We start from the raw sequence: 22,158 nt of genomic DNA, 5'->3' as shown, positions 1-22,158 counted from the left end.
GGTTCCGTGACCGGTGTGATCCCGCGACGATGCAGGAATGGGGAGACTCAACGTCCCAACTCCTACATCATCAGCCTCGCACAGCGACGAAGAGCCGCCTGACCTACAAGACCTCGACTTTGCCGAGACCCTGACTCTGAAGGTAGCGAAGGAGGCCTTCACGGCCATCCCGCAACAAGGCCGACCGACTCGGTACCGCCGCCGCTTGCCCGCGAAGCTCAGCTATCCAGCACGACGGCCACGATCCCCGCGAAGTGCGCCAACCGCGCCACCTCTGCGGCCCGGAAGTTCGGCCCGCCCGGCCGCGCGACCAGTAGCGCCTTCCCTGGTTTCCCCAGCGGCGTCGCCGCGAGTTCCGTGCCCAGTTCCTTCCACGTCTCCGGGACCCAGGCCTCCTCGGCGTCGAGGATGGTGGCGCGTTCCAGCGGCAGCCACGGCAGGTCGGTGATCGGCGTCTCGGGCGCGGCGTTGGACGACGCCAGCCGCAGGGCGCCGGACTCCGAGTGCTCGACGACGACGGCCCAGCCCGCCCGGATGATCCGCGGCACACCCTCGGCGAGGATCTCCAGCCCCGAAGCGGGCTTCGCGGCGATTTCCTCGACCAGTTCGAGTTCGCGGTGGGTGTCCAGTACCCCGGCATACGGGCGGACGGCGTCGACCTCGACGCCGTCGACGCTTTCGGCGGCGGTGATCAGCGCGTCCGGCAGCCTGCCGGAGGGGATTTCGACGACGAGGTCGTCGATGGCGACACCGCCGCCTCGTTCGACCACGTCCACGCTCAGGATGTCGGCGCCGACGGTGCCGAGCGCGGTGGCGACCGCGCCGAGGGTCCCCGGGGTGTCCGGTAATTGGACCCGGATCAGGAACGACACACGCGCCCCTCTCGCCTCAGGCGTTCCAGCCTCGCCGTGGAACGCGCTACGCCGGGCGCCGATTGTGACAGACCGGACGAGGTAATGGGGATCGACGTCCGGGGCGCGGGATAACGAACCAGGCACTCCTTACCCGACGTGGGAGTGACAGGCCGCGGCATAACCCAGTCGAGTTCGCCGACGCCGCCACCATAGACTTGCAGCTTCCGACAGAACCCGCACAGCACACCCCGGGAGTCACCCGCGTGCCCAACATTTCCCGCGACGAGGTCGCACACCTCGCCAAGCTGGCCAGGCTTGCCGTCACCGAGGAGGAGCTGGACGTCTTCGCAGGCCAGCTCGACCAGATCCTGGACTCGGTGGCCAAGGTGAGCGAGGTCGCAGGCGAGGACGTCCCGCCCACGTCGCACGCCGTCCCGCTGACCAACGTGTTCCGTGAGGACACGGTCCGACCGGGGCTGACCCAGCAGCAGGCGCTGGCCGGTGCGCCTGCCGGCGAAGAGGGTCGTTTCCGGGTGCCGCGGATTCTGGGAGAAGAGCAGTGACCGAACTCATCAAACTGACCGCCGCCGAACTGGCGGACAAGATCCAGGCCCGTGAGGTCTCGGCGGTCGAGGTCGCCAAGGCCCACCTGGACCGGATCGCCGAGGTCGACGAGCACATCCACGCGTTCCTGCACGTGGACACCGAGGGCGCGCTCGACGCGGCCCGCGCGGTGGACGCCGACGTCGCCGAGGGCAAGGCGCCGAAGTCGCCGCTCGCCGGGGTGCCGCTGGCGCTCAAGGACGTGCTGACCACCAAGGGCATCCCGACCACCGTCGGTTCGAAGACGCTGGAGAACTGGATCCCGCCGTACGACGCCACCGTGACGCGCAAGCTGCGCGAGGCCGGTGTCGTGGTGCTCGGCAAGACCAACATGGACGAGTTCGCGATGGGCTCCTCCACGGAGAACTCCGCGTTCGGCCCGACGCACAACCCGTGGGACCACGCCCGTATCCCCGGTGGTTCCGGCGGTGGCTCCTCGGCGTCCATCGCGGCGTTCGAGGCCGCGATCGCGATCGGCACCGACACCGGTGGCTCGATCCGCCAGCCCGGCGCGGTCACCGGCACCGTCGGCGTGAAGCCGACGTACGGCGGTGTCTCCCGCTACGGTCTCGTCGCCTTCTCCTCGTCGCTGGACCAGGCCGGCCCCTGCGCGCGGACGGTGCTCGACGCCGCACTGCTGCACGAGGTCATCGCCGGGTACGACCCGATGGACTCGACCTCGATCGACGCGCCGGTCCCGCCGGTGGTCGCCGCGGCCCGCCAGGGCCTGACCGGAGACCTCAAGGGCGTCCGCGTCGGCGTGGTGAAGGAGTTCGCCGGCGACGGCTACCAGCCCGGAGTCCTGCGGTCCTTCGAGGCCGCCGTCGAACAGTTGCGCGCGCTCGGCGCCGAGATCGTCGAGGTCTCGTGCCCCAACTTCACCTACGCGCTGCCCGCGTACTACTTGATCGCGCCGAGCGAGTGCTCGTCGAACCTCGCCCGGTTCGACGCCATGCGCTACGGCCTGCGGGTGTCCGACGACGGCGCGCACAGCGCCGAAGAGGTCATGTCGCTGACCCGAGAGAAGGGCTTCGGCCCCGAGGTCAAACGCCGCATCATGCTCGGCACGTACGCGCTGTCCTCGGGCTACTACGACGCCTACTACGGCTCGGCGCAGAAGGTCCGCACGCTCATCACGCGCGACTTCGACGCCGCGTACGAGAAGGTGGACGTGCTGGTCTCACCGACCACGCCGACCACCGCGTTCAAGATCGGCGAGCGTGTCGACGACCCGATGGCGATGTACCTGGCGGACCTCTGCACCATCCCGTCGAACCTCGCAGGCAACGCCGCGATGAGCGTCCCGAGTGGACTGTCGCACGAGGACGGCCTGCCGGTCGGCCTGCAGATCATGGCCCCGGCGATGGCCGACGACAAGCTGTACCGCGTCGGCGCCGCCTACGAGGTCGCGCGGGACGCCGCCAACGGCGGTTCGCTGGTGCACCAGGTTCCTGAGCTGGGAGGAAAGAAGTGACCGCCGTAGTGGAACTCATGGACTACGCCGACGTCATCGAGCGGTTCGACCCGGTGCTGGGCCTCGAGGTGCACGTCGAGCTGAACACGAACACCAAGATGTTCTGCGCCTGTGCCAACGAGTTCGGCGGCGAGCCCAACTCCAAGGTGTGCCCGACCTGCCTCGGCCTGCCCGGCTCGCTGCCGGTGGTGAACGGCAAGGCCGTCGAGGGCGCGATCCGCATCGGCCTGGCGCTCAACTGCGAGATCGCGTCGTGGTGCCGGTTCGCCAGGAAGAACTACTTCTACCCGGACCAGCCGAAGAACTTCCAGACCTCGCAGTACGACGAGCCCATCGCCTTCAACGGCTACCTCGACGTGACGCTGGACGACGGCGAGGTCGTGCGTGTGGAGATCGAGCGCGCGCACATGGAGGAGGACACCGGCAAGTCGCTGCACGTCGGTGGCGCCACCGGTCGCATCCACGGCGCCGAGCACTCGCTGCTCGACTACAACCGCGCCGGCGTGCCGCTGATCGAGATCGTCACCAAGCCGATCGAGCACACCGGTGAACGCGCTCCCGAGGTCGCGCGGGCGTATGTCACCGCGCTGCGGGATCTGCTGAGCGCGCTCGACGTCTCGGATGTCCGGATGGACCAGGGTTCGGTCCGGTGCGACGCCAACGTGTCGCTGATGGCCAAGGACGCGACCGAGTTCGGCACGCGCACCGAGACCAAGAACGTCAACTCGCTGCGCAGCGTCGAGCGCGCCGTGCGTTACGAGATGACCCGGCAGGCGGCGATCCTCGCCGAGGGCGGCACGATCAAGCAGGAGACGCGACACTTCCAGGAGGCCGACGGCACCACGTCACCCGGCCGCACCAAGGAGACCGCCGAGGACTACCGGTACTTCCCGGAGCCCGACCTGGTGCCGATCGCGCCGTCGGCCGAATGGGTCGAGGAACTGCGCAAGACCTTGCCGGAGATGCCCGCGGAGCGCCGCAAGCGCATCCAGCGCGAGTGGAACCTGACCGACGAGGCGCTGCGCGACCTGCTCAACGTCGGCGCGGTCGACCTGGTCGCCGCGACCGTCGTGGCGGGCGCGACACCGGACGAGGCCCGCAGCTGGTGGGTCAACACGCTGGCGCAGGAGGCCAACTCCCGCGAGATCGAGCTCGCCGAGCTGACGATCACGCCGTCACAGCTGGCCGACGTCATCGGGCTGGTCAAATCCGGTGAGCTGACCAACAAGCTGGCCAAGGAGGTCGTGCAGGGCGTCCTCGCCGGCGAGGGTTCGCCCGCCGAGGTCATCGAGAAGCGCGGCCTGAAGGTCGTCTCCGACGACTCCGCGCTCATCGCGGCGGTCGACGAGGCGCTGGCCGCGCAGCCGGACGTCGCCGAGAAGATCCGCGGCGGCAAGGTGGCCGCGGCCGGGGCGATCGTCGGCGCGGTCATGAAGGCCACCAAGGGCCAGGCCGACGCGAAGCGCGTGCGCGAACTGATCGTCGAGCGGGTCGGTGCCTGACCTCGCTTTGAAGAAGGTCACCTGGCGTGAGTGGCTCGGCCTCGCGGCCGGGCTGCTCGCGCTGGTGGCCTTGTTCCTGCCGTGGACGACGCTGACCGCGTCGCGCCCGGAGATCGAAGACGTGCTGACGACGTTGCCCGCCGCCGACGTCACGCGTGACGCGTGGCGCGCGGGCTTCCTCGCCTGGGCGCCGCTCTTCCTGCTGTTCCTGCCCAGCCTCGCCGTCGCGCTGTTCGGCCGCGTCGACGCCGTCCGCCGCGCGGGTTTGCCGCATCTGTGGTTGCTGGCGGCGATCGGCGCGCTCCTGCTGATGGTGCTCGGCTGGGTCACCCTCGACTGGCAGTTCGACGCTGACCAACGAGGGATCCTCTCCGCGGCCGGTGTCGAGATCGGGACCGGACTGGGCCGCTACCTCGGCCTGCTCGCCGGTGTGGTCTCCGCCGTCGTCGCCTTCTTCGACGTCCGGGTCCTGCGCGCCGAGACCCGCACCCGCCGCTGACACCCCTCCCGCAATTAGTCCTCTAGTTGCGCCCCAGGCGTGCTTGAAGGCGGATCTCGCGTGCTCAGACTCCGCACACTCGAGTTCGGTCTCCAAGCACGCGAGATACGCCTCTGAGCACGCGAGTCACGCCCTCACACCGACCTCGACAGGCTCGCCGCGGCTCCGCGGATCACGGCCGACTCGAAGGCGGAGGCGTACATGCACCGCTACACGGTGGTGGGCGGCACCACCCCGTCGCCCGTGCTGACCGTGCACACCACCGGCGACGGCGGCGCCGTCTCGGACCAGGTCCGCTCGTACGCCGACCAGGTCCGAGACGGCGCGGCGATCCCGCCCGGTCGCGCCAGACCTACGTCAACAGGGGCGGCCACTGCTCGTTCAACGCGGCGGAGGAGATCGTCCTGCTCCGCACGTTGCTGTCCCGTGTGGACAGTGGACGCCGGCCTGCCACGGACCCGCACCGGCTCACCGCCGCCGCGTCCGCCTATGGCCAGGATCATCAGCTGGTACCGGACCTGTTCGACCCGCAGGGCAAGGAAAGCCCGTCCCGCCCTCGTTCGTCCGGTTCACCCCGCCGGTGTTCCCGCGACCGTCCAGGTAAGGGAATTTCCGACAAAAGGCAACACGGCGGGCTCGTCCCTGAGATGATCTCGCGGTGAAGAAGATACTGGGGCGAATCGCCATTCTGACCGCATCCGCAGCCATCCTGTTCGGCGGTGCCACCGGCACCGCGGCAGCAGTCGACTGGGTCTTCATCGGCAGCTACCCCACGGAGGGGCAGTGCCTGGTGGCCGCTGACGCCTGGGCCAGCAGCGATGTGCGTACCAGGTGCCAGTACACCCAGATGGACGGGTGGCACCTCTACGCCTACACGATCGGCGGCTGATCCGACTACGAGAGTGGCCGGGCCGATATCGGCCCGGCCACTCTCGTGTGTCCGAGGCAGTACACCTAGTCCTTGCCGCCCCCGCCGGACGCGGCGCTCGGCGTGATGATGACGACGCGGTCGTCGCTCGACACCGGCGCCCCGCCGTCCTTGTTGACCGTGCCGGCCAGCGCGATCTGCGGGTTGATCATGCTCATGGAAGCCAGGCGGCCGAAGGTCTTCGGCGGCTTGCCGACCTTGCCGTCCATGTTGACGTTGGGCTTGCCGGTGATCGCGCCGTCCGGGGTCACCGGCAGGTTCTGCAGATTCCCCGCGATCGACGTCGCCACGGAGAGATAGCCGGTGGCTCCGACGAAGTCCGCGCATCCCGCGACGCCGGGCTTGTCCGGCCAGCTCCACGCCGGGGTGGTCAGCGGCTGGCCCGCGTGAAGCCGGTAGACGACGTCCTTGTCCGCCAGCCTGTCGGTCAGCCACACCCGCGAACCGGCCTGGTCGCGGCACAAGCCGCCGGGCGAGTGCACGCCGGTCGAGAAGACCGCCGAGCCCGCCGTCGGGTTGCCCGGCGCCGGTTTGCCGGAGGTGTCGACGCGCAGCACCTTCCCGGCCAGCGACGCCGGATCGGCCGCGAGTCCGGCGTTGCCCGCGTCGCCGGTGGCGACCAGGAGCGCGCCCTTGGCGTCGGTGCCGATCACGCCACGGTTGCCGGTGGCGCCCTTGGGAATGCCGGTCAGCACCGGCTTCGGCGCCTGACCCTTCGCCAGCCGGACGACCCGGTTGTCGGTCGGCGTGGTGATGTACGCGAAGACCAGCTGGTCTTCGGCGAAACCGGGGGACAGCGCGAGCGAGGTGAGGCCCCCGTCGCCGGAACCGTCCACGGGGATGGTGGCCCAGTCGGCCGGATCCTTCTCGGCGGCGGCGAGCATGATCCGGCCGCTCTTGCGTTCCCCCGCGAGCGCGCTGGGCGCGGAGCCGTCACCGGGGATCGCGGCCACGGCGGCGACGGTGTCCAGACAGGTCGCGATGACGGCCTTGTCGAAGTCCTTGCAGCCCTGCGGCGGTGGAACCGGGGTCGGCGTCTGGTTCGGTCCGCTGCCACGGCCGGGACCGGAGTCACCCGCCTCACCGCCAGGCCCGGCCTGCGGCGGGACCTCGGGAGACGGCGGGTTGACCGGCGTGAACTTCTGCCCGGCAGCCGTGTTGTCGAAATCGGCGCAGCCGGAGAGAAGCAGGGCGCCGCAGGTCAGCAGAGCCAGCGGCGCGGTCCATTTCCGCCGGTACCTGGTACGCACGGGGCCCAGCCTAGGTGGGCCTGCGTGAGCCACGGGTAAGCGGCACTGGATTACCGTGGTGATCATGACGGTAACCGTGCTCGTACCCGACGAAGACGGAGTGGCCGCGCTTTCGGAGATCGAAGGTGTGCGTCCGGTGGTGTACCGCCGGGGAGAGCCGGCGCCTGCCGAAGCCGCCGAGGCCCAAGTCCTCGTGACCGGTGACCAGCCCAGTGACGACATGTGGCGCGAACTGCCGAACGTCAGACTCGTGCAGTTGCTGGTGGCCGGGGCGGAGGACTGGATCGGCAAAGTGCCGGACGGCGTCCTGCTTTCGACCTGCCGCGGCGCGCACGGTGGAAGCTCCGCCGAGTGGGTCGTCGCGGTCCTCCTGGCGATCTACCGCGGTCTCGACGGTTTCGCCGATGGCCTGCGGCGGAAGCACTGGGAACGCCGGATCACCGACACCCTGCAGGGCAAGCGAGCCCTCATCGTCGGCGCGGGCGACCTCGGCAAGCACCTGCGGCGACGGCTGGAGACCTTCGACGTGCGGTGCACGATGGTCGGCGCGACCGCTCGCGAGGGCGTTCACGGCGTCGGCGAACTCCCCGGCCTGCTGCCCGAACACGACATCGCGGTCCTGATGGTGCCGCTCACCCAGCACACCCAGGGTCTGGTCGACGCGGAGTTCCTCGCCGCGATGCCGGACGGGGCGATCCTCGTCAACGTTTCGCGGGGACCGGTCGTCGTCACCGACGCGCTCGTCGCGGAACTCGCGTCGGGAAGGCTGCGCGCCGCCCTCGACGTCACCGATCCCGAACCGCTGCCCGAGGGACATCCGCTGTGGGAGGTGCCGGGGCTGTTGCTGACGCCGCACGTCGCGGGCGCGGTGAGCGGGCGGCGGCAGCGCGCCTACGCGGTGGTGGTGCGGGAACTGAGCCACTATCTGAGCGGAGAGCTGCCGAAGAACCTGGTCCACGGCGAATACTGAGCAGGGTGACGGGTGTGACAGGTCTTCATGTCGGCTGTGCGATGTGGACGCACAAGGCGTGGGCCGGACGGTTCCTGCCGCGGTCGTCGACGGCAGGGGAGCGCCTGCGGGCCTACTCCGGCTGGTGCAACGCGGTCGAAGGCAACACCACCTTCTACGCGACCCCTGCCAGGGACACCGTCGCGACGTGGGCACGGCAGACCGACCCCGGCTTCCGGTTCGTGGTCAAGCTGCCCAAGGTCGTCACGCACGAGCGACGGCTCGCCGGTGTCGAGACCGAGATGCGGGCGTTCCTGGACGCGATCGAACCCCTCGGCGACCGGGCGGTCCTGTGGACCCAGTTGCCCGCCTCGTTCGGCCCGTCGGACGTCGACTCCCTCGGCCGCTTCCTGCGACGGCTCCCCGCCGGCCGACGGCGCGCCGTGGAGGTACGCCACCCGGAGTTCCACACCGACGCCCGCTCGACGTCGCTGCTGGAGAGAACGCTCACCGACGCGGACGCGGAATGGGTGCCGTTCGACACCACGGTCTTCTTCCAGAGCCCGCCGATAAGCGAGGCCGAACAGGACGCCTGGGCCAAGAAACCCCGGCTGCCGCGGCGGACGCGGGCGCTGACCGACCGGCCGATCGTCCGTTACCTCGGCCGGGACTCGACCGAGGAGACCGTCCAGGGATGGGGACCGTGGACCGAGGTGGTCGCCGAATGGCTGCGTGCGGGCCGGTCGCCGACGGTCTTCCTGCACACCCCGGACAACGACGACGCACCGGCGCTCGCCCGCCGGTTCCACGACGACGTGCGCGCCCTGGTGCCGGGCCTCGACCCGCTGCCCGAGCCCGAACCGGTCGAGCCCGCGACCCTGTTCTGAGCCGCTTTGCCACCGGTCCGGCGGTTCAGTCGCCTGACGGGCCGGTTTCGCCTACCCTTCGCGCGTGAGCGATGACTACCAGACCGGCATGATCTCGGACGTGGCCGACTCCGACAGCGGCCCGGCCCCGGCGGAGACCAGGGGTGGGATCGACCTCGGTCTGCTCGTCCTGCGAGTGGTGCTCGGCGTGACCATGGGCGCGCACGGGCTGCAGCACCTCTTCGGCGCCTTCGGCGGGCCTGGGGTCAGCGGCTTCGCCAGGGTGCTCGGCAACTTCGGCTACACCACCCAGACCACGCTGCTCTCGTGGATCACCGGGATCAGCGAGGTGCTCGGCGGCGCGCTCGTCCTGGTGGGCCTGTTCACCCCGGTCGGTGCCGCCGCCCTGCTCGGGGTCTGCGCGAACATCGTGTTCGTGAAGTTCGGCGGCGGGTTCTTCCAGAAGGAGGGGCAGGGCTTCGAGTTCGAACTCCTGCTGGGCGCGGCCTCGCTGACCGTCCTGCTCGCGGGCTCGGGCCGGATCGCGCTGGACGTCAACACGCCTTGGCGAAAGCGGCCGCTTCCGTTCGGGCTGATCGGGCTCCTGCTGGCGGCGGCGGCTTCGGTCGTGGTGATCGTCCTCTGCCGCTGACGGACCGGTCCGCGAGTAGTCCTCTGGTTGCGGTCCTGGCTCGCATCACACGTGAGCCCCCGCAACCAGAGGACTACTTGCTCGGGTCTCGCACGGCGCCGGTGTCGGCCGAAGTCGCCATCCGCGCGTAAGCCCGCAGCGCGGCGGTGACCGGCCGGTCCCGCGAGACCGGCTGCCAAGGCCGTTCGCTCGCCTCCATCTTCGCGCGCCGCTCGGCCAGCACGTCCGCGTCGACGAGCAGCTCGAGACGGCGCTCGTGGACGTCGAGCAGGATCCGGTCGCCGTTCTGGACGAGGCCGATCGCCCCGCCCGCGGCGGCCTCGGGGGAGATGTGCCCCACCGAGATGCCCGACGAACCGCCGGAGAACCGGCCGTCGGTGATCAGCGCGCACTTCTTGCCGAGGCCGGAGCCCTTGAGGAACGCCGTCGGGTGCAGCATCTCCTGCATCCCGGGGCCACCCGCCGGACCTTCATAGCGGATCACCAGCACCTCGCCGGGCTGGATCTCCTTCTTGAGGATGGCCGAAACCGCCTCCTCCTGGCTTTCCAGCACCCGGGCCGGGCCCTCGAAGCGCCAGAGTTCCTCGTCGATGCCCGCGGACTTGATGACCGCGCCGTTCTCGGCGAGGTTCCCGCGCAGGATCGCGAGCCCGCCGTCCTTGGTATGGGCGTGCTCGACGTCGTGGATGCAGCCGTCCGCGGCGTCGGTGTCCAAAGAGGACCAGCGGTTCTCGGTGGAGAACGCCTTCGTGGTCCGGACCCCGCCCGGCGCCGCGTGGAACAGTTCGACCGCCCGCTCCGACGGCTCCTTCGCGCGGATGTCCCAAGTGGACAGCCACGAGTCGAGGTCCGGCGAGTGCACGGAGTGGACGTCGGTGTTCAGCAGCCCACCGCGGTACAGCTCACCGAGGATGGCCGGGATTCCGCCGGCGCGGTGGACGTCCTCCATGTGGTAGTCCGAGTTCGGCGCGACCTTCGACAGGCACGGCACGCGGCGGCCGATGGCGTCGATGTCGTCGATGGTGAAGTCGACCTCGCCCTCCTGCGCGGCGGCGAGGACGTGCAGCACGGTGTTGGTCGAACCGCCCATCGCCATGTCGAGGGCCATCGCGTTCTCGAACGCCTTCTTCGAGGCGATCGAGCGCGGGAGCGCGGACTCGTCGTCCTGCTCATACCAGCGCTTGCACAGTTCGACGACCGTGCGCCCGGCGTTCTCGAACAGCGCCTTGCGCGCGGCGTGCGTCGCGAGGGTGGAACCGTTGCCCGGCAGCGAGAGCCCGAGCGCCTCGGTGAGGCAGTTCATCGAATTCGCGGTGAACATGCCCGAACACGAGCCGCAGGTCGGACAGGCCGAGCGCTCCACAATGGACAGCCCGTCCTCGTCGACCTCGCTGTTGGCCGACGCGGCGATCGCGGTGATGAGGTCGGTCGGCGCCTGGGCGACCCCGCCGACGACCACGGCCTTCCCGGCCTCCATCGGCCCGCCGGAGACGAACACCGCCGGGATGTTCAGCCGCATCGCGGCGTTCAGCATGCCGGGGGTGATCTTGTCGCAGTTGGAGATGCAGACCAGCGCGTCGGCCTGGTGCGCGTTCACCATGTATTCGCACGCGTCGGCGATGATCTCGCGCGAGGGCAGCGAGTACAGCATTCCGCTGTGCCCCATGGCGATCCCGTCGTCGACGGCGATCGTGTGGAACTCGCGGGCGACACCGCCCGCCTCCTTCACCGCGCCGGCCACGATCTCGCCGAGGTCCTTGAGGTGCACGTGCCCCGGCACGAACTGGGTGTAGGAGTTCGCGATGGCGACGATCGGCTTCCCGAAGTCGCTGTCGGTCATCCCGGTGGCGCGCCAGAGCGAGCGGGCGCCCGCCGCGTTGCGGCCGTGGGTGGTGGTCCGGGAACGGAGTGGGGGCACGGCTGACTCCAAGGTTCGGGGTGGGGACCGGGGTGAACGAGCGCCAAACTGGTCCTACCAATCCTACTCCCCGGAATCGCCGGTCTTTTCCGGAGCCTCGCCCGCGTCGTCGGTCAGCCCGGAAGGATCGGCCATGTGGCCCGCGCTGACCAGCGACATCACCGGAAGATGGCGAGTGCGCACGGCCGGGAGGGCGACCTTGGTCTCGTCCTTCAGCACCGCCTGCACCTTCGCCTTGTCGGTGATGGCGAGGCCCTTGAGGGAGGACCACGGCAGGTCCCGCCGTCCGAACACCGTGCGGACTTCCAGTCCTTCGGCCGTCGCGGTCGTGCGGGTCCGGATGACGAACACCGCGAGCGCGATCGGGAAGACGTAGAGCCATTGGAGGTACGGCACGTCGCCGAACGCGACAGGCGTCACACAAACGACGAGGAAAGCGATCGCCAACAACGCCGTGTTCGGAATCTTGAAGACGGCTTTGGGAGCCTCGTTCGCCTGTTCCTGCTGCTTTTCTTCTGCCACGTCAAAGATGGTGCACCGCGTCCCTTTGGACCTCGAACGCGGGTCTTGTAGTACACCGACAGTGTCCAGCATGCGGAATCGCCGTCCCGCAGAGTTGACACTCTTGACGGGGACCGGCTAGCTTCACTCTCGTGACAACGCAGACCGGCCTCGTACTTCCCAAGCGCGTCGACGCTTAGGGAAGTCTCCGCTGCGTCGACGCGCGACCCTCGTGCGACCACTCCGGTCGGCGGGGGTTTTTTGATGTTCAAAACATTGGCGCAGCGTTGCCTGGAACAATTTCATCCGCCGAACCAGCCAATGAATACCCGAACGAGTGACTAGACAAGACGAGGCAAACAGCGATGACTAGTGCCACCTCGCGAGCTGAAGCGAACACCGGAACATCCGGGTCCCGACCCAAGCCGGCACCGCCGGCCGGGACCCCCGTGCGGGTCACGGGCGCGCAGTCGCTCGTCCGCTCGCTCGAGGCGGTGGGCGCGGAAGTCGTGTTCGGTATTCCCGGCGGCACCATTCTCCCGGCGTACGACCCGTTGCTCGACTCGACGAAGGTCCGCCACGTCCTGGTCCGCCACGAACAGGGCGCCGGCCACGCCGCCACCGGGTACGCGCAGGCGACCGGCAAGGTCGGTGTGTGCATGGCCACGTCGGGTCCCGGCGCGACCAACCTGGTCACCCCGCTGGCCGACGCGAACATGGACTCGGTGCCGGTGGTCGCCATCACCGGTCAGCAGTCCCGCGCGCTGATCGGCACGGACGCCTTCCAGGAAGCCGACATCTGCGGCATCACGATGCCGATCACCAAGCACAACTTCCTGGTCACCGACCCGGCGGACATCCCGCGCACCATCGCGGAGGCCTTCCATCTCGCCTCGACCGGCCGCCCCGGCCCGGTCCTGGTGGACATCCCCAAGGACGTCCTCCAGGAGATGACTTCCTTCTCCTGGCCGACGGAGATGCGGCTGCCGGGTTACCGCCCCACGCTGCGCCCGCACGGCAAGCAGGTCCGCGAGGCCGCCCGGCTGATCAGCAAGTCGCGTCGCCCGGTCCTCTACGTCGGCGGTGGCGTGATCAAGGCGGACGCCTCGCGTCAGCTGATGGAATTGGCCGAGCTGACCGGGATCCCGGTCGTCACCACGCTGATGGCCCGCGGCGCGTTCCCCGATTCGCATCCGCAGCACCTCGGTATGCCGGGCATGCACGGCTCGGTCTCCGCGGTCGCCGCGATGCAGCGAGCGGATCTGCTGATCGCGCTCGGCGCCCGCTTCGACGACCGCGTCACCGGGCAGCTGTCCTCGTTCGCACCCGACGCCGCCATCGTGCACGCCGACATCGATCCGGCCGAGATCTCCAAGAACCGCAAGGCGGACGTGCCGATCGTCGGCGACTGCGCGGAGATCATCACCGAGCTGATCGAGGCCGTCCGCGCCGAGACCGACAAGTCCGCGAAGCCGGATCTGAAGGACTGGTGGACGCAGGTCAGCTCCTGGCGCGACGACTACCCGGCCGGCTACGAGTGGCCCGAGGACGGGACGCTTTCCCCGCAGTACGTCATCGAGCGGATCGGTTCGCTCGTCGGCCCGGACGCGGTCTACACCGCGGGCGTCGGCCAGCACCAGATGTGGGCCGCGCAGTTCGTGAAGTACGAGAACCCGCGCACCTGGATCAACTCCGGCGGCCTCGGCACGATGGGCTTCGCCGTCCCCGCCGCGATGGGCGCCAAGTTCGGTATGCCGGACAAGCAGGTCTGGGCCATCGACGGCGACGGCTGTTTCCAGATGACAAACCAGGAACTGGCCACCTGCGCCATCGAGGGCGCGCCGATCAAGGTCGCCGTCATCAACAACGGCAACCTGGGCATGGTCCGCCAGTGGCAGAACCTCTTCTACTCGGAGCGGTACTCCAATACCGATCTCGGTACCCACAAGCACCGCATCCCCGACTTCACCCTGCTCGCGGAGGCGCTCGGCTGCGCCGGGCTCCGCTGTGAGACCAAGGAGGACGTCGACGCCACCATCCGGCGCGCCATGGAGATCAACGACCGCCCCGTCGTGATCGATTTCGTGGTGGGGAAGGATGCCCAGGTGTGGCCCATGGTGGCCTCGGGCACCGGTAACGACGAAATCATGTCCGTGCGCGGGATCCGCCCGCTCTTCGACGACGATGAAGTCGCCGAGGAGGCGGAGCTGAACGCCGCCACAGAAGGAGACGCCCGATGAGCGTGCACACCCTGAGCGTTCTGGTGGAGAACAAGCCCGGTGTCCTCGCGCGGGTTTCCGGACTGTTCTCCCGGCGCGGTTTCAACATCGAATCCCTCGCCGTCGGACCCACGGAGAATCCCGAGGTGTCCCGGATGACGATCGTGGTCGCCGTCGAAGAGCTACCGCTCGAACAGGTGACCAAACAGCTCAACAAGCTGGTCAACGTCATCAAGATCGTGGAATTGGAAAAGTCCACAGCCGTGCAGCGCGAACTGCTGCTCGTCAAGGTCCGGGCCGACGCCACCGTGCGCAGCCAGGTCCTCGAAACGGTGCAGCTTTTCCGTGCGAAAGTGGTGGATGTGTCTCCCGAGGCGCTCACCGTCGAAGCCACCGGGACCTCGGACAAGATCGGTGCCCTGCTGCGGATGCTGGAGCCCTATGGCATCCGTGAACTGGTCCAGTCCGGAATGGTCGCGGTCGGCCGTGGCGCGCGGTCGATAACCGCCACCTCCGCTCGATAATCCATCCATGCCCCGCCGCCACCCTCAACAGAGAAGCTGCGCTTCACAGGGCGCCTTAATTTTGTAAGTCAGGAAAGGAAACAGTACCCCTCATGGCAGTGGAAATCTTCTACGACGACGACGCGGACCTTTCGATCATCCAGGGTCGCAAGGTCGCCGTGATCGGCTACGGCAGCCAGGGCCACGCGCACTCGCTCAGCCTGCGCGACTCCGGCGTCGACGTCCGCATCGGCCTGCCCGAGGGCTCGAAGTCGCGGGCCAAGGCCGAGGAACAGGGTCTCCGCGTGCTCACCCCGGCCGAGGCCTGCGCCGAAGCCGACCTGATCATGGTCCTCGCGCCCGACACCAAGCAGCGCGCGATCTACGAAAAGGACATCGAGCCGAACCTCAAGGACGGTGACGCGCTGTTCTTCGGGCACGGCTTCAACATCCGCTACGACCTGATCAAGCCGCCGGCAGGCGTGGACGTCGCCATGGTCGCGCCGAAGGGCCCGGGCCACCTGGTCCGCCGCCAGTTCGTCGACGGCAAGGGCGTTCCGGCGCTCATCGCGGTCGAGCAGGACGCCTCCGGCAACGCGCAGGCCCTCGCGCTGTCCTATGCCGCCGCCATCGGTGGAGCCCGCGCGGGTGTCATCAAGACGACCTTCACCGAGGAGACCGAGACCGACCTCTTCGGCGAGCAGGCCGTTCTCTGCGGTGGGGCCTCCGCGCTGGTGCAGACCGGTTTCGAGGTGCTCACCGAGGCCGGTTACGCCCCGGAGATCGCCTACTTCGAGGTGCTGCACGAGCTGAAGCTGATCGTCGACCTCATGTACGAGGGCGGCATCGCGCGTCAGCGCTACTCGATCTCCGACACCGCCGAGTACGGCGACCTGACCCGCGGCCCGCGCGTCATCTCGCCGGCGGTCAAGGAAGAGATGAAGAAGATCCTCGGCGAGATCCAGGACGGCACCTTCGCCCGCGAATGGGTCGCCGAGGACGAGGCCGGACGGCCGAACTTCACCAAGCTCGAGGAGCAGGGCAACCAGCACCCGATCGAGGAGACCGGCAAGAAGCTGCGCGACCTGATGTCGTGGGTGGACCGGCCGATCACCGAGACCGCCTAGTTTCACCGCTTAGTTGTCACCGCGAAGGGGCCCTTCATCGTGAAGGGCCCCTTCGTTTTGCGTGCCGGAAAGCGATAGCGTGGAAACCATGAGTGAGCAGCCGGTGGATGACAAGGCCCAAATCCGGCCAGAGCTGGACCTGACCGAAGTGACGTGGATCCGGGCGGAGCCGGAGGGTGCCGACCTCGAAGACTGCGTCGAGTACGCGTTGGTGCCGCACACCGACGGCGTCACCTACACCGCGATGCGCCAGACCTCGGATCCGGACGGCCATGTCCTCGTGTTCACCCCGAGGGAATGGGATGCCTTCGTGAAAGGCATCGCGGACGGCGAATTCGACCTTCCCGCTTAACCGAGCGCGAACAGCTCGTCCAGCCGCCATTCGACGATCAACCCGTCGCGCACGGAATTGCGGGCTGCCGCCCGCTGTACCCTGACAATCGAACTCGCCGATCACGACCGCGGGGGCGAGGGTCTCGTGGATCACCAGATCACGGATCTGGAAATCGACCTCGTGCCGCTCGCCGAACTTGAAATGCTCACGCAGGTCCTGCCGGGTCTTCAGCGTCTTGGCCCCGGGCATAGAGTTCTGACAGTTCGCCCCACTCGCCGTCCACGAGCCGTTCGAACACGCCACGCGGGCTTCGGATCCGCCGTCGACGTGGGCCGTGGCGGAACCGGCGTGATTTCCCGCTCCGCGGTCTCGTAGCACTTCTTCAGTTCTTTCAGACCATCGCCGCGATGAGCCCGTCTCGCACCCGGAGGAGCTGGATATTGGCGATGTCAAGGAATTTTCCGGTGTCGAGTACCGCCGACGTCGCGGTACTCGGCGATGATCACCTCCGGGTCGGTTTTCCCATAAATCAGGACATCTGCCCTGCTCATCCGCACGTTGATTCATCCGCCAAGTCTTGAGGAGGGTCTCGCGGCCTTCGAAGCGGGTCGGCACGGGCGGGCGCTGCGGGTTCTCGACGACGGCGTCTTCCGCGTAGAACGCGAAAAGGTCCTTCCAGTGGCCGGCGGTGATGCCTCCGGAAAGCTTGTCTAAGGCTTCGCGCGTGTGGTCATTGAGGTTTCCAGGCAGACGAAACGGAAGTGCCCCCAATGCCACATTGGAGACGCTCAGCGTCTCCAATGTCGCATTGGGGACATCAGTGCCAAGCTTAAGCGTCCCGCAGCACCGCCAGGATTTCTTCCTGCTCGAAGTGCTCAGCCCACCCCAAAGCCGACGACGAGTACAAAGAGTCCTCAACGGACACATCCGCCTCCGCCGCCAGCAAAGCGCGAACCGCCGCGACGTGACCGCCCTGCACTGCCAGATGCAGCGCCGTGACACCTTCCCCGTGGGACAGCCCGCCGAAGGTGCCCTGACGGTTCACCGAAGCACCAAGCTCCGCGAGCGTTCCGATCACCTCGGCCTTTCCCTGGGCGGCGGCCCACGTCAGCGCCGTTCCCCGATAGACATCGGCGTTCACGTCGGCTCCCCGCTCCACCAACGTGCGGACAGCCGAAGAGCGGTCGTTTCGCGCGGCCCACGAAAGCGCCTCATCGAGAATCTCGGCGGGGTCTTCGCTCGGCCGCCATTTCGGGAAACCGCTATGCGGCCGGTGGAACTCGCGATGTGCGCCCGCCGCGGGGGAAAGCGTGCCATCCGGCGCGATCAACGCGTCGAGCAGGTCCACGCGGCCGAGACCGGCGGCGACGCGCAGGTTGGCGGGGGACAGGCCGCGCGCGGCCAGTACCTCGGCGGCCTCGCGGTGACCCCAGAACAACGCGACCATTAGCGGCGTCCCGCCGTCGCCGCGCGCGGATACATCGACCGGGGCGCCCGCGTCGAGCAGCATCGTGACCAGCAGTGGCAGGCCGACGTAGCCCGCCTGATGCAGCGCCGTCCAGCCGTGCACATTGGCCGACGCCGGATCGGCCCCGTGGTCCAGCAGAATCCGGCACAGCCGCTCGTCGCAGGTCGCGGTGGCCATGCCGAGCAGATCATTCCCGTTCTCCCCGTGCGCGTGGACGAGCGTGGGCAGGTCGCCGATCAGGCGCGCGAGCCCGGCGAGGTCCCGCGCGTCGATCAGTTCCCGTGCCCGTTCGAAAGCGAGTTCAGCCGGTGACGTCACGCTTCCGCACGCTACCCGCGACCCCCGACAAAAGCCGCCATTCCGTCAGCGGGATCCGCTCGTCCCCGGTCAGGACCTGCAGGCAGACATGATCCGCGCCCGCGTCCAGATGTGCTTGCACCCGCGCGGAGATCGCGTCCTCCCCGACGGCGACCAGCGCGTCCACGAGGTGATCCGAGCCGTAATCCTCCTCGGTGAAGCCGAACCGCCGCAGATTCGCCCGATGGTGGGCCGCCGGCTCCAGGTACATCGACACGTGTCGTCGGGCGATCTCCCGATCCGAGCCCAGAACCACGGCCTGTTCGACGCCCAGGTAAGCCGAAGGGCCCATGATTTCCCTGGCGAGAGCGGTGTGTTCGACCGGGACGAAGTACGGATGCGCCCCATCGGCGCGTTCCGCGGCCAGGGAGAGCATTCGCGGCCCCAAAGCGGCCAGCAGCCGACGACGCGGAGAGTCCGGTGTGGACAGTTCGGCCTTGTCCATCCCGTCGAGGTATCCGCGCATCGCCTCCAGCGGTTTCGCACCCGGCAGGTGTCCGCCCAACCCCAGGACGAACCGGCCCGGATAGGCCTCGGCGAGCGTCCGTTCGGCGGCCGCCGCGGCCATCGGTTCCCGATGGCCGAACCGCGCGATCCCGGTGGCGACCGTCAGCCGGGACGTCGCCGCCAGCAGCAGGCCCGCTTGCGTGAACGCCTCCCTTCCCAGGTATTCGCCGAACCACAGCGTGTCGAACCCCAGCTCTTCGACTTCCGAGGCCGCGTCGCGAACCTCGCCGATTTCCCTGCCGTCGAAGGAGAACGTCCAGATGCCGACGCTCACCGGATCACCGCCGTCAGCGCCGGGGCCAGTCGTTCCAGCTGGTCCACGATGGCTTCCGGGCCGTCGCCGACCGGGTTGACGAGCACGGTGTCCGCGCCGGCGTCGATGAGTTTTTTGACCCGGCCCGCGATCTTCTCCTCGTCGCCCCAGGCGGTCAGCTCGTCCACGAGCCGGTCGCTGACCCCGTCGATGTCGGCGTCGTTGTAGCCAAGCCGTTTCCAGCCCTTGAAGTAGTGCGGAATGTCGTACTGCTTCATCAGTTCGAGGGTCCTCGCCACGTGCACCCGAGCCTCCTCCCGGTCGCCGAGCAGGACCGGATGCTCCGGGATGAGCGGCTTGTCCGGCCCGACGATCTCGCGGGCGTACGGCGTGTGCTCTAAGGGCTGCGCGAACGGGTGCGCGCCGTCCGTCATCTCCCTCGCCAGTTCGAGCATCTTCAGGCCGACGGCGGCGAGGACGCGCGGAAACGGGATCGGTGAAGGGAATTCGGCTTCCGCGGCGGACGGGGCCGCGAGGTACTTACGGGTCTGTTCGAGCGGCCGGTAGTCCGAGCCGGTCTTCGCCGCCTGATGCCCGATCCCGACGCCGAGCACGAACCGGCCGGGGAAGGCCTGCGCGAGTGTCCGTCCGCCGCTTTGGGCGGTGTACGCGGGCCGAGACCCCATGTTGGCGATCCCGGTGCCGATCACCACCCGGTCGGTGGCGGCGAGCGTGATGGCGCTGTACGCGAGCAACTCCCGGTTTCCCGGTCCCCCTCCGCCCGACACGGACCGGTAGCCCAGCTCTTCCAGCCGTTGTATCGCCCGCCGTTCCTCGTCGGGTGTCGGCGTAAACATGCCGACCGGCAGCCAGACACCCACCGGGCCCAGCCGGTTCCGGGTTTCTTCGATCAGGTCCATCGCAAAGTCTCTCCAGTTAAAATGAGGCAGCCTCCGCTTACGCCGTCCGACTATATGGAGGCTGCCTCCGATTTGTCGAGACTAGGCTCGGGAGCGCGATGGAAACCCAGAAGAAGCCGCTGCGGGCGGACGCCCGGCGCAACTACGAGCGCCTCCTCGAAGAGGCGAGGCGTGCCTTCGCCGCGCGCGGGGTAGAGGCGTCACTGGAAGAGATCGCGCGCCGGGCCGGTGTCGGCATCGGGACGCTCTACCGGCACTTCCCGACGCGGGAGGCTCTGGTCGAGACGGTGCTCCGCGAGGGCTACGACGCGCAGGCCGCGGGGGCCCGCGACCTTCTCGGCTCCCCGGATCCGGTGGAAGCGCTCAAGGCCTGGTTCGCCGGGATGGGTGAACAGGCGGCGCGCTACCGCGGCCTGCCCGAACTGATGGTCGACGTCCTCGACGACGAGACCTCACCGCTGTATGCCTCATGTCACGCCATGCGGGACCAGGTGTCCCACCTGGTGGAAAGGGCGAAGGCTTCGGGTGAGCTCCGGGCCGACGTCACAGTGCACGAGTTGCTGGTGCTGCTGCACGCGCTTTCCTGGGCCAGTGAACACCTTTCGGGTGACAAGGGCCTCGAACGGCTCCTTGATCTCGTTTTCGCCGGATTACGGGCGAGTTAACAATCCCCTGTCACCAGGGCTAAACTGCGGCGCAACCGGGCACAACGGCGTGACCGTCAACAGTGAGTCGCAGGCACAGACCAGATAGTGGGAGCCGTATCGTGACCAAGCCGAACAAGCCCGTCGTCCTCATCGCCGAGAAGCTCGCGCCTTCCGTGCTGAGTGTCTTCTCCGACGAGGTCGAGGTCCAGCATGTGGACGGTACGGACCGTCCCGCGCTGCTCGAAGCCGTGAAGACGGCGGACGCGCTGCTCGTGCGGTCCGCGACCAAGGTCGACGCCGAGGTCCTCGGTGCCACCACCTCGCTCAAGGTCGTCGCCCGCGCCGGCGTCGGGCTGGACAACGTCGAGGTCCCCGCCGCCACCGAACGCGGTGTGCTGGTGGTCAACGCGCCGACGTCGAACATCGTCTCCGCGGCCGAGCACGCCGTCGCGCTGCTGCTCGCGGTCGCCCGCCGGGTCCCGGCCGCGGACCAGAGCCTCCAGGGCGGCGCGTGGAAGCGCAGCGCCTACTCCGGCGTCGAGATCCAGGGCAAGACCATCGGTGTGGTCGGTCTCGGCAAGATCGGCCAGCTGTTCGCGCAGCGGCTCGCCGCGTTCGACACCAAGCTCATCGCGTACGACCCCTACGTCTCCGCCGCCCGCGCCGCGCAGCTCGGTATCGAGCTGGTGACGCTGGACGAGCTGCTGGAGCGCGCCGACGCGATCTCCATCCACCTGCCGAAGACCCCCGAGACCAAGGGCCTGATCGGTGCCGAGGCGCTCAAGAAGGTCAAGCAGGGCGTCATCATCGTCAACGCCGCGCGCGGTGGCCTCATCGACGAGGAGGCGCTGGCGGACGCGGTGCGCTCCGGCCACGTCGGCGGCGCCGGTGTCGACGTGTTCGTCACCGAGCCGACCACCGAAAGCCCGCTGTTCGGGCTGCCGAACGTCGTCGTCACGCCGCACCTCGGCGCCTCGACCGCCGAGGCGCAGGACCGCGCGGGCACCGACGTCGCGAAGTCCGTGCTGCTCGCGCTGCGCGGCGACTTCGTGCCGGACGCGGTGAACGTCGCGGGCGGCGGCACGGTCGGCGAGCTCGTGCGGCCGTACCTCTCGCTCACCCAGAAGCTCGGCACCGTGCTCACCGCGCTCAACCCGAAGGCGCCGTCCTCGGTCACCGTCGTGGTCAAGGGCGAGCTGTCCAGCGAGGACGTCAGCGTGCTCCCGCTCGCCGCCGAGCGCGGCGTGTTCTCCGGCGTCGTCGAGGACCAGGTCACCTTCGTGAACGCGCCGCGGGTGGCGGAGGAACTGGGTGTCCAGGTCGAGCTGGTCACCGAAACCGAAAGCCCCAAGTTCCGCAGCCTGGTCACCGTCCGCGCGGTCTACGCCGACGGCGCGACCCTGTCGGTGTCCGGTTCGGTCACCGGCAAGGACGAGGTCGAGAAGCTGGTCGAGGTCAACGGCCGCCACTTCGACCTGCGTGCCGAGGGCAACGTGCTGCTGCTCGAGTACCCGGACCGCCCGGGCATCATGGGCCGCGTCGGCACGCTGCTCGGCGAGGCCGGTCTCAACATCGAGGCCGCACAGATCAGCCAGACCACCGACGGCGCGGACGCCGTCATGTTGCTGCGGGTGGACCGTTCCGTGGACTCGCATCTGCTGGAGCCGATCGGCGCGACCGTGGGCGCGCACACGATCCGCGCGGTCAACTTCGGCTGACCTGCGAATTCCGTAAACGAAAGCCGCGTCCAACGGACGCGGCTTTCGTTATATGGCAACGATTTGCCGTCACGTTGCGCAAGTGGTCGACTACTTGTGATGAGCAAGA

At 68.7% G+C, this 22,158-nt stretch carries 22 protein-coding genes; 14 read left to right on the top strand and 8 right to left on the bottom strand.

All coding sequences use genetic code 11. The features are described from left to right. Positions 1-218: 218 nt before the first annotated feature. Positions 219-872: an amino acid-binding protein gene (locus tag ACM6LR_RS30530; RefSeq protein WP_414941416.1), complete on the bottom strand. Its 654-nt coding sequence runs from the start codon at positions 870-872 to the stop codon at positions 219-221. 245 nt (positions 873-1,117) lie between these two features. Between ACM6LR_RS30530 and gatC the strand changes: the two genes are divergently transcribed. The 4 genes from gatC to ACM6LR_RS30510 are packed head-to-tail and all read left to right on the top strand — an operon-like array spanning position 1,118 to position 4,932. Then, complete coding sequence (gene gatC / locus ACM6LR_RS30525; RefSeq protein ID WP_414941415.1) at positions 1,118-1,417, top strand: Asp-tRNA(Asn)/Glu-tRNA(Gln) amidotransferase subunit GatC; 300 nt, start codon at positions 1,118-1,120, stop codon at positions 1,415-1,417. Next, entirely contained in the window at positions 1,414-2,931 is a 1,518-nt protein-coding gene (gene gatA / locus ACM6LR_RS30520; RefSeq protein ID WP_414941414.1) for an Asp-tRNA(Asn)/Glu-tRNA(Gln) amidotransferase subunit GatA, read from the top strand. Before gatC ends, gatA begins: the two co-directional genes overlap by 4 nt. Next, positions 2,928-4,433 (top strand): Asp-tRNA(Asn)/Glu-tRNA(Gln) amidotransferase subunit GatB, encoded by a 1,506-nt coding sequence (gene gatB / locus ACM6LR_RS30515; RefSeq protein WP_414941413.1) that lies wholly within the window; start codon positions 2,928-2,930, stop codon positions 4,431-4,433. The genes gatA and gatB overlap by 4 nt, the downstream gene beginning before the upstream one ends. Then, the gene (locus tag ACM6LR_RS30510) at positions 4,426-4,932 is read left to right on the top strand and encodes a hypothetical protein (protein WP_414941412.1); all 507 of its coding nucleotides are present in this window, start codon (positions 4,426-4,428) and stop codon (positions 4,930-4,932) included. Before gatB ends, ACM6LR_RS30510 begins: the two co-directional genes overlap by 8 nt. A gap of 209 nt (positions 4,933-5,141) precedes the next feature. On the opposite strand, the gene ACM6LR_RS30505 is transcribed toward ACM6LR_RS30510, so the two are convergent. Further along, a complete protein-coding gene (locus ACM6LR_RS30505; RefSeq protein WP_414941411.1) occupies positions 5,142-5,435 on the bottom strand; it encodes a hypothetical protein in 294 nt (97 codons plus the stop codon). A gap of 155 nt (positions 5,436-5,590) precedes the next feature. On the opposite strand from ACM6LR_RS30505, the gene ACM6LR_RS30500 reads away from it, so the two are divergent. Beyond that, positions 5,591-5,821, top strand: a complete 231-nt coding sequence (locus ACM6LR_RS30500) for a hypothetical protein (RefSeq protein ID WP_414941410.1) — start codon at positions 5,591-5,593, stop codon at positions 5,819-5,821. A 65-nt stretch (positions 5,822-5,886) separates the two neighbouring features. Here ACM6LR_RS30500 and ACM6LR_RS30495 read toward each other — a convergent pair whose 3' ends face one another. Next, entirely contained in the window at positions 5,887-7,110 is a 1,224-nt protein-coding gene (locus ACM6LR_RS30495) for a PQQ-dependent sugar dehydrogenase (protein WP_414941409.1), read from the bottom strand. 64 nt (positions 7,111-7,174) lie between these two features. Between ACM6LR_RS30495 and ACM6LR_RS30490 the strand changes: the two genes are divergently transcribed. The 3 genes from ACM6LR_RS30490 to ACM6LR_RS30480 all read left to right on the top strand — a co-directional run bounded on the left by ACM6LR_RS30490 (position 7,175) and on the right by ACM6LR_RS30480 (position 9,577). Next, positions 7,175-8,080 (top strand): 2-hydroxyacid dehydrogenase, encoded by a 906-nt coding sequence (locus ACM6LR_RS30490; RefSeq protein ID WP_414941407.1) that lies wholly within the window; start codon positions 7,175-7,177, stop codon positions 8,078-8,080. A gap of 41 nt (positions 8,081-8,121) precedes the next feature. Further along, positions 8,122-8,946, top strand: a complete 825-nt coding sequence (locus tag ACM6LR_RS30485) for a DUF72 domain-containing protein (protein WP_414941516.1) — start codon at positions 8,122-8,124, stop codon at positions 8,944-8,946. An 88-nt stretch (positions 8,947-9,034) separates the two neighbouring features. Beyond that, complete coding sequence (locus ACM6LR_RS30480) at positions 9,035-9,577, top strand: DoxX family protein (RefSeq protein ID WP_414941515.1); 543 nt, start codon at positions 9,035-9,037, stop codon at positions 9,575-9,577. Positions 9,578-9,650: 73 nt separating this feature from the next. Here ACM6LR_RS30480 and ilvD read toward each other — a convergent pair whose 3' ends face one another. Together ilvD and ACM6LR_RS30470 are read right to left on the bottom strand one after the other, a co-directional pair. Beyond that, positions 9,651-11,495: a dihydroxy-acid dehydratase gene (gene ilvD, locus ACM6LR_RS30475; protein WP_414941406.1), complete on the bottom strand. Its 1,845-nt coding sequence runs from the start codon at positions 11,493-11,495 to the stop codon at positions 9,651-9,653. Between the two features lie 63 nt (positions 11,496-11,558). Continuing rightward, entirely contained in the window at positions 11,559-12,017 is a 459-nt protein-coding gene (locus ACM6LR_RS30470; protein WP_414941405.1) for a PH domain-containing protein, read from the bottom strand. A 344-nt stretch (positions 12,018-12,361) separates the two neighbouring features. Here ACM6LR_RS30470 and ACM6LR_RS30465 point away from each other — a divergent pair, with 344 nt between their 5' ends. The 4 genes from ACM6LR_RS30465 to ACM6LR_RS30450 all read left to right on the top strand — a co-directional run bounded on the left by ACM6LR_RS30465 (position 12,362) and on the right by ACM6LR_RS30450 (position 16,197). After that, positions 12,362-14,236, top strand: a complete 1,875-nt coding sequence (locus tag ACM6LR_RS30465) for an acetolactate synthase large subunit (RefSeq protein WP_414941404.1) — start codon at positions 12,362-12,364, stop codon at positions 14,234-14,236. Continuing rightward, positions 14,233-14,739, top strand: a complete 507-nt coding sequence (ilvN, locus tag ACM6LR_RS30460; protein WP_076162709.1) for an acetolactate synthase small subunit — start codon at positions 14,233-14,235, stop codon at positions 14,737-14,739. The genes ACM6LR_RS30465 and ilvN overlap by 4 nt, the downstream gene beginning before the upstream one ends. 92 nt (positions 14,740-14,831) lie before the next feature. Then, positions 14,832-15,845, top strand: coding sequence for a ketol-acid reductoisomerase (gene ilvC, locus ACM6LR_RS30455; RefSeq protein ID WP_414945040.1), 1,014 nt, complete (start codon positions 14,832-14,834; stop codon positions 15,843-15,845). An 88-nt stretch (positions 15,846-15,933) separates the two neighbouring features. Further along, positions 15,934-16,197 (top strand): DUF397 domain-containing protein, encoded by a 264-nt coding sequence (locus ACM6LR_RS30450; protein WP_414945039.1) that lies wholly within the window; start codon positions 15,934-15,936, stop codon positions 16,195-16,197. 811 nt (positions 16,198-17,008) lie between these two features. Here the strand turns inward: ACM6LR_RS30450 and ACM6LR_RS30445 are convergent. The 3 genes from ACM6LR_RS30445 to ACM6LR_RS30435 are packed head-to-tail and all read right to left on the bottom strand — an operon-like array spanning position 17,009 to position 19,684. After that, a complete protein-coding gene (locus ACM6LR_RS30445; protein WP_414941401.1) occupies positions 17,009-17,965 on the bottom strand; it encodes an ankyrin repeat domain-containing protein in 957 nt (318 codons plus the stop codon). After that, entirely contained in the window at positions 17,949-18,785 is an 837-nt protein-coding gene (locus ACM6LR_RS30440) for a TIGR03620 family F420-dependent LLM class oxidoreductase (protein WP_414945038.1), read from the bottom strand. Before ACM6LR_RS30440 ends, ACM6LR_RS30445 begins: the two co-directional genes overlap by 17 nt. After that, positions 18,782-19,684 (bottom strand): TIGR03620 family F420-dependent LLM class oxidoreductase, encoded by a 903-nt coding sequence (locus tag ACM6LR_RS30435; RefSeq protein WP_414945037.1) that lies wholly within the window; start codon positions 19,682-19,684, stop codon positions 18,782-18,784. Before ACM6LR_RS30435 ends, ACM6LR_RS30440 begins: the two co-directional genes overlap by 4 nt. 98 nt (positions 19,685-19,782) lie before the next feature. On the opposite strand from ACM6LR_RS30435, the gene ACM6LR_RS30430 reads away from it, so the two are divergent. Then, complete coding sequence (locus ACM6LR_RS30430; RefSeq protein ID WP_414945036.1) at positions 19,783-20,349, top strand: TetR/AcrR family transcriptional regulator; 567 nt, start codon at positions 19,783-19,785, stop codon at positions 20,347-20,349. Between the two features lie 101 nt (positions 20,350-20,450). Next, a complete protein-coding gene (gene serA, locus ACM6LR_RS30425) occupies positions 20,451-22,049 on the top strand; it encodes a phosphoglycerate dehydrogenase (protein WP_414941397.1) in 1,599 nt (532 codons plus the stop codon). The last annotated feature ends 109 nt before the right edge of the window (positions 22,050-22,158 follow it).

This window comes from Amycolatopsis sp. cmx-11-32 (assembly GCF_047608695.1).
Lineage (GTDB): Bacteria > Actinomycetota > Actinomycetes > Mycobacteriales > Pseudonocardiaceae > Amycolatopsis.
Note: the sequence above shows the minus strand (reverse complement) of the source record. Positions and strands in the feature narration are given on the sequence as shown.